The 12,013-nt window shown below is 51.9% G+C and carries 10 protein-coding genes; 9 read left to right on the forward strand and 1 reads right to left on the reverse strand.

Going from position 1 to position 12,013, the window contains the following annotated elements:
- Position 1: 1 nt before the first annotated feature.
- The 5 genes from ACML7B_RS10800 (at position 2) to ACML7B_RS10820 (ending at position 5,361) form a co-directional block, all read left to right on the forward strand.
- On the forward strand, positions 2-988 hold the full coding sequence (locus ACML7B_RS10800) for a diaminopimelate dehydrogenase (RefSeq protein WP_418541217.1): 987 nt from the start codon (positions 2-4) through the stop codon (positions 986-988).
- A 134-nt stretch (positions 989-1,122) separates the two neighbouring features.
- Positions 1,123-1,884: a TatD family hydrolase gene (locus tag ACML7B_RS10805; protein WP_418541218.1), complete on the forward strand. Its 762-nt coding sequence runs from the start codon at positions 1,123-1,125 to the stop codon at positions 1,882-1,884.
- A 213-nt stretch (positions 1,885-2,097) separates the two neighbouring features.
- Complete coding sequence (gene rsmA / locus ACML7B_RS10810) at positions 2,098-2,970, forward strand: 16S rRNA (adenine(1518)-N(6)/adenine(1519)-N(6))-dimethyltransferase RsmA (RefSeq protein WP_346707457.1); 873 nt, start codon at positions 2,098-2,100, stop codon at positions 2,968-2,970.
- The gene (locus tag ACML7B_RS10815) at positions 2,970-4,346 is read left to right on the forward strand and encodes a citrate/2-methylcitrate synthase (RefSeq protein WP_346707603.1); all 1,377 of its coding nucleotides are present in this window, start codon (positions 2,970-2,972) and stop codon (positions 4,344-4,346) included. Before rsmA ends, ACML7B_RS10815 begins: the two co-directional genes overlap by 1 nt.
- Before the next feature lie 91 nt (positions 4,347-4,437).
- Positions 4,438-5,361 (forward strand): alpha/beta fold hydrolase, encoded by a 924-nt coding sequence (locus ACML7B_RS10820; protein WP_418541219.1) that lies wholly within the window; start codon positions 4,438-4,440, stop codon positions 5,359-5,361.
- 501 nt (positions 5,362-5,862) lie between these two features.
- Here the strand turns inward: ACML7B_RS10820 and ACML7B_RS10825 are convergent.
- Entirely contained in the window at positions 5,863-6,213 is a 351-nt protein-coding gene (locus ACML7B_RS10825; protein WP_346707459.1) for a sporulation initiation factor Spo0A C-terminal domain-containing protein, read from the reverse strand.
- Between the two features lie 202 nt (positions 6,214-6,415).
- Here ACML7B_RS10825 and ACML7B_RS10830 point away from each other — a divergent pair, with 202 nt between their 5' ends.
- The 4 genes from ACML7B_RS10830 to ACML7B_RS10845 form a co-directional block, all read left to right on the forward strand.
- Positions 6,416-7,396, forward strand: a complete 981-nt coding sequence (locus ACML7B_RS10830; protein WP_418541221.1) for a LysM peptidoglycan-binding domain-containing protein — start codon at positions 6,416-6,418, stop codon at positions 7,394-7,396.
- 139 nt (positions 7,397-7,535) lie between these two features.
- Positions 7,536-8,231 (forward strand): response regulator transcription factor, encoded by a 696-nt coding sequence (locus tag ACML7B_RS10835; RefSeq protein WP_418541222.1) that lies wholly within the window; start codon positions 7,536-7,538, stop codon positions 8,229-8,231.
- Positions 8,232-8,243: 12 nt separating this feature from the next.
- Positions 8,244-10,859, forward strand: coding sequence for a sensor histidine kinase (locus ACML7B_RS10840; RefSeq protein WP_418541223.1), 2,616 nt, complete (start codon positions 8,244-8,246; stop codon positions 10,857-10,859).
- Between the two features lie 81 nt (positions 10,860-10,940).
- Positions 10,941-12,013, forward strand: a 1,073-nt coding sequence (locus ACML7B_RS10845) for a class I SAM-dependent methyltransferase (RefSeq protein WP_418541225.1), incomplete at its 3' end; no start/stop codon positions are given.

A 12,013-nucleotide genomic window follows, 5' to 3' on the forward strand; every position in this document is an offset into this window, starting at 1 on the left:
CATGGATAAGATCAGAATTGGGATTGTGGGATATGGAAATATTGGGAGAGGCGTGGAACTTGCCGTCGCCCGCAATCAGGATATGGAGCTGAAAGCCGTATTTACCCGGAGGGATCCGTCCACGGTCAAGATCCTGACAGAAGGCGCGGCAGTGAAGCATATGGATGAAATGCTGTCTATGAAGGACGAGATTGATGTAATGATGCTTTGCGGAGGTTCCGCTACAGACCTGCCGGTTATGGGACCGGAAATCGTGAAGAATTTCAATACTATCGACAGCTTTGACACTCACGCGCGGATTCCGGAGTATTTTGCAAATGTGGATAAGGCGGCCAAAGAAGGCGGAAAAGTAGGGATCATTTCCGTGGGCTGGGATCCGGGAATGTTTTCCCTGAACCGGCTTTACGCAGAGTCCATCCTGACCGAGGGAAGCACCTATACTTTCTGGGGAAAAGGCGTAAGCCAGGGCCACTCTGACGCCATCCGCCGGGTAAAGGGCGTAAAGAACGGGATCCAGTACACGGTTCCTGTTGAGGCAGCAGTAGAGCAGGTGAGAAGTGGAAGCGAGCCGCAGCTCACCACCCGGGATAAACATCTGCGGGAATGCTATGTGGTTCCGGAAGAAGGCGCTGATCTGGCAGAGATTGAGCAGACCATCAAGACCATGCCTAACTATTTTGATGACTACGACACTACCGTAACTTTTATCACAGAGGAAGAGCTGAAGAAAAACCATAGCAGAATGCCCCACGGCGGATTTGTGATCCGCAGTGGAAAGACAGGTGTGGACGGAAATAATCACATTATTGAATATTCTCTGAAGCTGGATTCTAATCCAGAGTTTACCGCAAGCGTACTGGCTTGCTATGCCAGAGCCGCATACCGTTTGGCAAAAGCTGGCGAAAGCGGCGCAAAGACTGTGTTCGATATCGCGCCGGCGCTGCTGTCTGTAAAGACGCCGGAAGAATTGCGGGCAGAACTGCTGTAGAATAAAGTCAAAAAGGTACACCCCAAAGCGCATTTGGGTACAGGGTAAAATGCATTTGGGTACAGGGCAGAAATCAATTGAGGACGTAGTAAAATGCAAAAAGGCTACGTCCTAAATTAAATTTTGGAGGAACCATGATTTTTGATACGCATGCGCATTATGACGATGAACAATTTGATATGGATCGGCGGGAACTGCTTCTTTCTATGGGATCGGAAGGAGTTGGAACGATTGTCAATGTAAGTGCTTCTTATGATTCCTGCGAGAAAGTTACGGCTATGGCCCGGGAATACCCCTTTTTGTATGCGGCAGTAGGGATCCATCCGGACGAGGTGGGGACTTTAAATGAAGAATCTTTTGCCCGGATGCGGGAATTATTCCGACAGGATAAGGTGGTGGCCGTGGGCGAGATCGGCCTGGATTATTACTGGGACAAAGAAGCTCACGAGCAGCAGAAATACTGGTTTATCCGACAGCTGGAGCTGGCAAGGGAACTGAATCTTCCAGTGCTGATCCACAGCAGGGAAGCAGCGGCGGATACCATGGAGATCATGAAGAAACATGCCGCCGGGCTTGCCGGGGTGATCCACTGTTTTTCCTATTCCAGAGAACAGGCTGAAGAGTATGTAAAAATGGGCTTCTATATCGGGATCGGGGGAGTTGTTACTTTTAAAAATGCCAGAAAAGTCAAAGAAGTGGTTGAAGCGATTCCCCTGGAATCCATTTTGCTGGAGACTGACTGCCCTTACCTGGCGCCGGTTCCTTATCGGGGAAAACGCAATGATTCCCGCTATATTCGGTATGTTGCGGGGGAAATTGCCCGGATTAAAAACATTTCCTATGAGGAAGTAGTGGAGCAGACAGAGCAAAACGCCCGGAAAATGTATCGCCTGTGAATTTGGGTACACCCCAGATTGCAAAAAGGTACACCCCAAAATGCATTTGGGTACAGGGCAAAATGCATTTTAGGACGTAGTAAACGTTAAAAAGGCTACGTCCTAAATTGTACTATTCACACAATCTTAATAATTTTTCATTTTTTGTCTATTTCTTAAAAATTCGTATTATTGTATAATAGATATCACAATATGACGGTATGGGGAGTGTCTATGAGCAGGGAGAAGTTGGGGAATCCGCAGAATACCATTGAGATTCTGCAGAAATATCATTTTACATTTCAGAAAAAGTTCGGACAGAATTTCTTGATTGATACCCATGTGCTGGACAAGATCATCCGGTCGGCGGAGATTACAAAAGAAGATATGGTCCTGGAGATCGGGCCGGGCATCGGCACCATGACCCAGTATCTGGCGGAGGCTGCCGGCAAGGTGGTGGCGGTGGAGATCGACCGCAACCTGATCCCCATTCTCTCGGAGACGCTGAAGGACTATGACAATGTCCGGATCATCAACGAGGACGTGCTGAAAGTGGACATCCGCAAGCTTGCAGAGGAGGAAAACGGGGGGCGCCCTATCAAGGTGGTGGCCAACCTGCCTTATTATATCACCACACCGATCATTATGGGGCTTTTTGAAAACCAGGTTCCGGTGGAGAGTATCACCGTGATGGTGCAAAAGGAAGTCGCCCAGCGGATGCAAACGGGACCGGGCAGCAAGGATTACGGCGCTTTGTCCCTGGCGGTGCAGTATTATGCCGACCCTTATATCGTGGCAAATGTTCCGCCCAATTGTTTCATGCCCCGTCCCAAGGTGGGGTCTGCGGTGATCCGGCTGACCAGGCACGCGGTCCCGCCGGTGGAGGTGGAGGATGAGAAGCTGATGTTCGCCGTCATCCGGGCGGCCTTCAATCAGCGGCGCAAAACCCTCTACAATGGGTTGAAAAATTCTGGAGAATTTGAAGAAGAGATCATCAGAGAAGCAATTGAACAGCTTGGAAAAGGCGCGAATGTACGGGGAGAAGCCCTGACGCTGGAAGAGTTTGCCAGGCTGAGCAATCATATAAAAAACAGACAGAAAGGATGATGATTATGGGAAAAAGCGTAGAGACAGCATTGTTTGAGATCACGCCGGAGATCCAGCATTTCGCGGAGATCTGTGAGGAGAAAAATGCTATTGACAAGGAGCTGTATACAAAGTACGAGGTAAAAAGAGGTCTTCGTGACCTGAACGGAAAAGGCGTCCTGGCAGGACTTACCAACATTTCCGACGTATGCGCCACCAAGATCGTGGACGGTAAGGAAGTTCCCTGCGCAGGCAATCTTTATTACCGGGGCTACAATATCAAGGATCTGGTGCAGGGCTTTCTGAAAGAGAAGCATTTTGGATTCGAGGAAATTTCTTATTTGCTGCTTTTTGGTGAGCTTCCGGACGAGAAGGAGCTGAAGCTCTTCCATGAGACGCTGGTGGAGCGGCGCACCCTGCCCCCCAATTTTGTGCGGGACATTATCATGAAGGCGCCCAGCCGGGACATGATGAACAGCATTTCCCGGTCCATTCTGAACCTGTACTCCTATGACGCCAAGGCGGATGACACCACAATCCCCAATGTGCTGCGTCAGTGCTTGAACCTGATCAGCCAGTTCCCCATGCTGATGGTGTATGGCTATCATGCTTACAACTACCGGGTGGGAGAAGACCTGTTCATCTATGCTCCTTCACCGGAGCTGTCCACGGCGGAAAATATTCTGATGATGCTTCGGGAAGACCGAAAATATACCAAGCTGGAGGCCAAGATCCTGGACATGGCGCTGGTACTGCACATGGACCACGGCGGCGGAAATAACTCCACGTTCACTACCCACGTAGTCACCTCTTCAGGAACCGATACATACTCCACCATGGCGGCGGCTATGGCTTCCCTGAAGGGACCCAAGCACGGCGGCGCCAATATCAAGGTGACCCAGATGTTTGAGGATATGAAGCAGCAGCTCTCCGACTGGGAGGATGAGGACGCTGTGCGGGCTTACCTCTGCGACCTGCTGGATAAGAAGGCGTTTGACAAGAAGGGTCTGATCTATGGAATGGGACATGCGGTCTACTCCGTCTCCGACCCGAGAGCAGACATTTTCAAGAAATTTGTAAAACAGCTGGCAAAGGAGAAGGGCTATGAGAAAGAGTACGCTCTCTACGAGCTGGTAGAGCATATGGCTCCGGAAGTGATCGGGGAGAAGCGCAAGATCTACAAAGGCGTCAATGCCAACGTGGACTTCTACAGCGGACTGGTGTACAGCATGCTGAACCTGCCCAAGTCCCTGTATACGCCGATCTTCGCGGCGGCCCGTATCGTAGGATGGAGCGCCCACAGACTGGAAGAGCTGAAAAATGTAGACAAGATCATCCGTCCGGCCTACAAGGCCCTGGCGGACCACAGAGAGTACATTCCGCTGGAAGAGCGCTAAGTTACAAAAAGCGCACTTGTGGGAAGAAGAGAAAGGCGCCGTAGGAAACGGCGCCTTTTACCACTAAATGGATCAACGAGGAGGGAGCAACATGAAGAAGAGAGAGTTTGCCTATCCGTCCCGGGACGGGGCCACCAGGATCCACGCCATCGAGTGGATCCCGGAGGGGGAGATCACAGGGATCCTGCAGATCTGTCACGGGATGGTGGAGTACATTGACCGGTATGACGAATTTGCCAGGTATCTGGCGGACAAAGGGATTTACGTGGTGGGGCACGATCACCTGGGCCATGGGAAATCTGTCTGTACTGAGGAAGATCACGGTCACTTTGACGAGACGAAAGGGAATAGCTATGTGCTGGGAGACATTCATATGCTGCGGCAGCGGACTATGAAAAAATATCCCGGGATCTCGTACTTTATCCTGGGACACAGCATGGGATCTTTCCTGGTGCGCCAGTATCTTCCCCTGTACGGCCAGGGACTTGCAGGGGCCATTGTTATGGGCACCGGGAGCCAGCCCATGGTCGTGCTTGCCGCCGGCCAGCTTCTGTGCCGGATCCTGGCGGCAGTGAAGGGGTGGCGGTACCGAAGTCGACTGATCGACGAGATGTGCCTGGGGGTTTACCGCAGTCATTTTAAAGAGACCGGAGGCGACTGGGTCACCTCCGACCGGGAACTCTGGGAGAAATATGCTTCAGATCCTCTGTGTAATTTCCGGTTCACCCTGGGCGGCTACTATCAGATGCTGGAGGGGATGCGCAAGATGCAGCGTCCCGGCAGCCTGAAGCGGATCCCAAAGGACCTGCCCATCTTCTTCGTGTCAGGAGAAGACGATCCCGTGGGCGCGTTTGGCAAGAGCGTCCGCAAGGTATATGAAAAATACCGGGCAGCAGGACTTGAACATGTGGAACTTAGATTGTATCGGGACGACCGGCATGAGATCCTGAACGAGACGGACCGGGACAAGGTCTATGAGGATCTGTATCTGTGGATAAGGGAGAACCTGTCATAAAAAGACAGACAGCGAAAACCCGCGAACCTTTTTGGCTCGCGGGTTTTCTGGTTTCGTTATCTAAAGGAATGAGAGTAAAGTGTGGCATCAGGCAAGTCCTGATGTACAACTTCATGAGAGGGGGATTGATAGTTGATGTGTTCTTCAACTATCTGATACTAAGTATAGAGAAGAAATGTGTCCAAAGTATGTGGAATCTATAAAAGAAGCAGAAAGAATCTTAAGGAGGACTTAAAGAAATAGAAGGAAAGGCTTAACAACAGCGAAAACCCGTTAACCTTTCGGCTAACGGGTTCTCGTTGTCGTTATAGTTATCTAAAGGAATGAGAGTAAAGTGTTCCGCCGGGTCTCCCCGGCGATTTACTTTATGAGGGGGGAGATAGTGATTGTTCATCAACTATCTGTCTTATAGTATAGGAGATAAATATGTCTAAACTATGTTAAAACTATAAAAGAAAAAGAAAAAATCTTAAGAACGGCTTAAGAAGTAAGGAAGAAAACCTAAAAGGCGGCTGTCTGACAGGGGCGATGATGGAGATGGGTGACCAGAATGTCCAGAAATTCTCCGGCAGTGGGCCTGTCAAGCAGTGGATGGAGCGCAATCTCCCGGAGGCGGCGGATATTTCCTCTCTCCCAGCAGACACGGATCACCGTGCGGATATCCCGTTCCACGCTGCTGCCCGAGGTGTGGAAGATCCGGGCGATCTCCGGGTACAGCAGCTTACTGATGCACAGCAGATAGTCTTCATCTTCCAGACATAATTTGATCCCATAGCACAGATATCGGTATCCCCGGTAGGTTCCATTGATCCCGAGAGAACGAATAAGCAGTTCGATTTCCCGATCAGGCATAAGAGAATCCCCTCCCATATAGTTGCTTACATTGAGAAAGAAGAAACAATTGTATTATAAACGGAAAACCTGAAAATTCCAAGAAATGCAACAATACTTAACGCCCTTCGACGAAGGTCGACCTTTTCTGTGGAAAGCCGGGTTGCGAAAAGAGAGTTTGCTCATATAGTAGTAAAAAGAACAGGAAAAAGGAGTTTTCTCTATGAGTATTCACGGGATTGACGTAAGTCAGCATCAGGGGAGCATCGACTGGCGGAAAGTAAAGGCCTCCGGCATTCAATTTGCCATGCTGCGGGCGGGATATGGAGCGAGCACTGTGGATGGCGAATTTGAAAGAAACGCCCGGGGCTGCATGGAGGCAGGGATCCCCTTTGGCGTCTACTGGTTTTCCTACGCATACACACCGGAGATGGCCCGCCGGGAGGCGGAGAAATGCATTTCCGTGATCCGGGAGTATAAGGTGCAGTATCCGGTATGTTATGATTTCGAATATGGTTCAGTGCGGTATGCCCGGCAAAATGGGGTCCGGGTTACCAGGACGCTGGCTACCCGGCTGGTAGAGGCTTTTTGCGGCCGGGTAGAAGAGTTGGGATATTTCGCCATGTATTACAGCAATCTGGATTATCTGGAGCGGATGTTCGCCCCGGAATTAAGAAGAAAATACGCCCTGTGGTACGCCCGGTACGCCTCCGCCCCGGGGGAGACCGGGATCGGGATGTGGCAGTACCGGGACAACGGAAGAGTAGACGGGATCTGGGGAAATGTAGATATGGATATTGCCTATAAAGATTTCGCCCGGGTGATCTCTGAAGAAGGATTAAATCACCTGAAGAGGCCGGAATCCACGCCAGATTCTGCTACTCCCGAGCCCAACGACGTGATCCGGTACGTGGTAAAGAAAGGCGATACTTTAAGCGCCATCGCAAAACAGCATGGCGTTACTTTGCAGCGCCTGATTTCCTACAATCACATCACGGATCCGGACCGGATCTATCCGGGGGAAGTGATCGATATCCCCCACGGGGAAAATGTCTCGGCCATGCGGTTCTATACCGTGAAGCCGGGGGATACCTTAAGCGGGATCGCGAAGAAACACCAGACGACGGTAAAAAAACTGCAGCAACTGAATAAGATCAAAGATCCAGATCAGATCTATCCCGGGCAGATCATTCAGATCCGATAGGTGGGGATGTGGTATTTTTAAAAATACCACGTCCCAGATTGAAAATACCCTGTCCCTTTTCATAATATCTTAAGAATTTCCACGGTTTCATCTTAAATTTTGCCTGCTATTCTTGTATAGTATAAGGGAGGTGAGAGAGATGGCAAAAGTTTTAGTATGTGATGATGATAAGGAGATCGTAGAGGCGATCGATATTTACCTGACCCAGGAGGGCTATGAGGTGTTCAAGGCCTACGACGGGCAGGAAGCATTAGAGGTGTTGAAGAAGGAGTCGGTGGATCTTCTGGTGATCGATGTGATGATGCCCCGGCTGGACGGGATCCGGGCTACCCTGAAGATCCGGGAGGAGAATAACATCCCGATTATCATCTTGTCGGCCAAGTCCGAGGATGCGGACAAGATCCTGGGGCTTAATGTGGGGGCGGACGATTACGTGACGAAGCCTTTTAACCCGCTGGAGCTGGTGGCCCGGGTGAAGTCCCAGCTGCGGCGCTACACCCAGCTTGGAAGCACGGCCCAGCCTGCGGGAGAGAAGATCTACGCCACCGGCGGGCTGATGATCAACGACGATTTAAAGGAAGTGACGGTGGACGGGGAGCCGGTGAAGCTGACCCCCATCGAGTATAATATCCTGCTGCTTCTGGTCCGGAATCAGGGGAAAGTTTTTTCCATCGATCAGATCTATGAAAATATCTGGAACGAGGATGCCATCGGCGTGGACAATACAGTGGCCGTACATATCCGGCACATCCGGGAGAAGATCGAGATCAATCCAAAGGAGCCCCGGTATCTCAAGGTGGTCTGGGGCGTGGGATATAAGGTGGAGAAGTTATAGAAGGGAGTATCTATGAAACGATATTGGTATAAGACGAATCTGACGAAGACCATCCTGGTGGTGATGGAGCATATCCTGGCGGTGGTGATGGTGGTAAGTTTCCTGTGGATGTTGTCTTACCCGGCGCTGCGAGAGGAGATCTTCGAAGGGGAGCCGGCCAGGAGATATGAGGATTCCAGGGGCTTTGCCACCCTGGTAGAGGGCAGGAGCACACAGGCTCTGGAAGGGATCAGCGCATCGGAGTTCTTTGGAGCGGACGGGGAGCTGGATGAAGATAAGATCATTGATGTAGATGAGTGGTATGTAAATGGAGCGGATCCGGGAGAGAACAAAAGCGGCCTTGCCTACCGGCTGGGGGATCTGGTGGACTGGAGCGGCGAAACGTCGGCAAGAGACGGTTCCTACGGTGAGGAACATAACATCATCGTCTGTGAGAGAGGAGAACCGGACGCCGACGGGAAACGCTATCATTATTATACTTACGCGGAATTTGAAGACCTGATCAAGTCCGGGGAATTATCATTTGCCGATGCGGCGGACGCCGACGGAAGTCTCCGGGCTGGTCTTCTGCAGAACTTACGGGAAGGCAACAGCGGCCAGAACGTGGAGTCCTACGATGACAACGGAGAGCCGCTTACCGATGAGATCCTGAACGCCGCGGGAGCGGTGGAATATACGGATTACTGGAACTATGACGGATACTGGCTGGATGAGCGGTATGGCCCGGTGGGGGCAGGCAGCATCCTGGAGATCGCCAACAAGGATCCCCGCTGGAACGGGCGGCTGGATCAGGCATTTGACGAGCTGAGCGCCTGTCTTCAGATGGTGGCGGCCCAGTATTCCCAGTACATTACCTGGCAGGAGGACCTTCAGGAGGGGGATACTAACTTTGCCTACATTTACGCGGACCTGGAGGCGGGGACTATTTCCACCAACCGACAGGAATACGGGAATTACAAGGAGCTGGAGAAGAGTCTGAAGGCCCTTACGGAAACGGGAAAATATATTATCGTGCGGCCCAAGCTGGCGGACTTTGATTCCAACATTGAAGATACAGACGCTTCAGCATGGCGGGACATGGTGAAATACACCGGCACCAGCGGGGAGGATTTTGTATTCGCTGCGGCGGTAGACACGACATTTCCCATTCAGGATAACTTCTACACGGAGAACCGGCTGTATGAGAACTACGGTTCCAGCGCCCGGGAGATTGCTCTGGTGGGCGTGATCGCAGGGCTTCTGTGGATCGCCGGCTGTGTGTGGCTGACTATGATCGCAGGTCGCAGGGCCACCGATAAGGAGCTGCATTTATGCTGGTTTGACCGATGGAAGACGGAGATCGCTGCGGCGGTGATCTTCTTTTTAGGATTCCTTCCCCTGCTTTTTGGCAGTGCGATCTTCAGCTATATAGACGACACCAGTTACGGTATCTATGAACCCAGCTATATGCAGACCTCCTACGTGCAGGACGTGATCCCCCTCCTGATCCTGGGAGCAGGGGCGGCCCTGGTGGGGTGCATGGTATTCCTGGCGGGATATTTAAGCCTGGTGCGCCGGGCCAAAGCCCGGAACCTGTGGAAGAACAGCCTGCTGCGGGCACTGTGCTCCTTCGTATATAAGCTGTTTTCCAATCTCAAATGTTTGTGGAAGCGGGTGCTGATCTTCGCGGGATTCGTAGTGATCCACTGGATCACCATCCTGTGCTGGCCGGGCAGCGTCTGGCCTCTGATTATGCTGGCAGCGGAAATCGGGGCGCTGGTCCTGCTGGTGAACGAAAGCATTTGCCGGGAGAAGATAAAAACCGGGATCCTGAAGATCTCCGGAGGCCAGGTGGATTATCAGATCCCAACGGAAGGACTTCGGGGGGATCAGAAGACCATTGCAGAGAGCATCAATTCCATCGGGGAGGGGCTGGACGCCGCCCTGGCGGAGAGTATGAAGAGCGAGCGGCTGAAGACAGACCTGATCACCAACGTGTCCCATGACATTAAGACGCCGCTTACTTCCATCATCAACTATGTGGACCTGTTGAAGAAAGAGAACTTCGAAGACCCGAAAGTCCAGCGCTATCTGGAGATCCTGGAGAGCAAGGCCCAGCGGCTCAAAACCCTGACAGAAGACGTGGTGGAGGCCTCCAAGGTAAGCTCGGGAAATATTTCTCTGGAGTTTATGAACCTGAATTTTGTGGAGATGATCCAGCAGACCAGCGGAGAATTCGAGGAGAAGTTTAAGGCCCGGAATCTTACGGAAGTATTGAACATTTCCGTTGAGGAGGCCTGTATCCGGGCGGACGGCAGACGGACCTGGCGGATCCTGGAGAACATCTACAACAACGCGGCCAAGTACGCCATGGAAGGGACCCGGATCTACGCGGACCTGAAAGTGGAAAACGGCCAGGTGATCTTCAGCCTGAAGAACATTTCACAACAACAGCTTAATATCTCTGCGGACGAGCTGACCGAGCGGTTTATCCGGGGAGACATCTCAAGAAGCACCGAGGGCAGCGGCCTGGGGCTTTCCATCGCCAAGACCCTGACAGAACTGCAGGGCGGACAATTCCAGCTGTATCTGGATGGCGATCTCTTCAAAGTAACGGTAATCTTTCCATTGGGGACGGGGTATTTTTAAAAATACCCCGTCCCAGATTGAAAATACCCTGTCCCTTTTTATCTTGCACTTATCCCCAAAAACCTTTACAATAATGATACTATGGATGAATTAAGGACGGTATTAGAGGACAATTTAAATAGTGAGTTTCTTCTGGCGGTGCTGAGCAATCCCAGGCGGGCGGACGGCCCGAACAAAGTGCGGATCCGTCCGGTCCGGTACAAGGACCGGCATGTCTATCAGTTTGAAGCCTTCTGCGGGACGCAGGTGTTCCATCAGAATCTGGAGAAGGAGGAGGCCTGCGGGAAGATCCTGGAATATATGGAGAATTTCCGGCAGATGCAGCTGGAGACTCAGAGTGCGGCGGTCTCCGCGCTGGTGAGCAAAAAGGGTAAAGTGACGGTGAAGAAGAAGCTGCGGGCCAGGAAGAAGGCGCCGGCGGCCACGGATCACAACCGGAAGAAGCATTATATCCTGGAGGAGGGAATTCCGGTTCCATTTCTGCAGGATCTGGGAGTTATGACGGCGGAGGGAAAGATCGTCCGTACGAAATTCGACAAATTCCGACAGATCAACCGGTTTCTGGAGTTTATCCAGGACGTTCTGCCTAAGCTTCCCAGAGAGCGGGAGATCCGGATCCTGGATTTTGGCTGCGGGAAGTCCTATCTTACATTTGCCATGTATTATTATCTCCACGAACTGCAGGGACTGGACGTGCGGATCCTGGGGCTGGACCTGAAGGAGGACGTGATCCGCGCCTGCAATCAGTTAAGCCAGAGATACGGCTATGAGAAGCTGCGGTTCCTGGAAGGGAATATCGCTGATTATACCGGGGCCGACGAGGTGGATATGGTAGTCACTCTCCACGCCTGCGATACGGCCACTGATTTCGCGCTTGCCAAGGCTGTGGGCTGGAAGGCCAAGGTGATCCTGTCGGTTCCCTGCTGCCAGCATGAACTGAACGGGCAGATGGAAAATGAACTGCTCCGGCCGATCCTTCAGTATGGGCTTATCAAAGAGCGGCTGGCCGCGCTTGTGACCGATGGCTTGCGGGCTCAGTATCTGGAGCGGGAAGGCTATGACGTTCAGGTGCTGGAATTTATCGACATGGAGCACACGCCCAAGAATATCCTGCTGCGGGCGGTCCGCACCGGCAGGAAAGGAGAGAATGGCGC

The sequence above is a fragment of the Massilistercora timonensis genome (genome assembly GCF_048354975.1).
GTDB classification, from domain to species: Bacteria; Bacillota; Clostridia; order Lachnospirales; family Lachnospiraceae; genus Massilistercora; species Massilistercora timonensis.

Bases quoted from the DNA above. Each gene is read 5' to 3' on its own strand.
- ACML7B_RS10840 (WP_418541223.1), top strand. From the start codon at position 8,244: ATGAAACGATATTGGTATAAGACGAATCTGACGAAGACCATCCTGGTG.
- rsmA (WP_346707457.1), top strand. From the start codon at position 2,098: ATGAGCAGGGAGAAGTTGGGGAATCCGCAGAATACCATTGAGATTCTG.
- ACML7B_RS10820 (WP_418541219.1), top strand. From the start codon at position 4,438: ATGAAGAAGAGAGAGTTTGCCTATCCGTCCCGGGACGGGGCCACCAGG.
- ACML7B_RS10815 (WP_346707603.1), top strand. From the start codon at position 2,970: ATGATTATGGGAAAAAGCGTAGAGACAGCATTGTTTGAGATCACGCCG.
- ACML7B_RS10825 (WP_346707459.1), bottom strand. From the start codon at position 6,213: ATGCCTGATCGGGAAATCGAACTGCTTATTCGTTCTCTCGGGATCAAT.
- ACML7B_RS10805 (WP_418541218.1), top strand. From the start codon at position 1,123: ATGATTTTTGATACGCATGCGCATTATGACGATGAACAATTTGATATG.
- ACML7B_RS10835 (WP_418541222.1), top strand. From the start codon at position 7,536: ATGGCAAAAGTTTTAGTATGTGATGATGATAAGGAGATCGTAGAGGCG.
- ACML7B_RS10800 (WP_418541217.1), top strand. From the start codon at position 2: ATGGATAAGATCAGAATTGGGATTGTGGGATATGGAAATATTGGGAGA.
- ACML7B_RS10830 (WP_418541221.1), top strand. From the start codon at position 6,416: ATGAGTATTCACGGGATTGACGTAAGTCAGCATCAGGGGAGCATCGAC.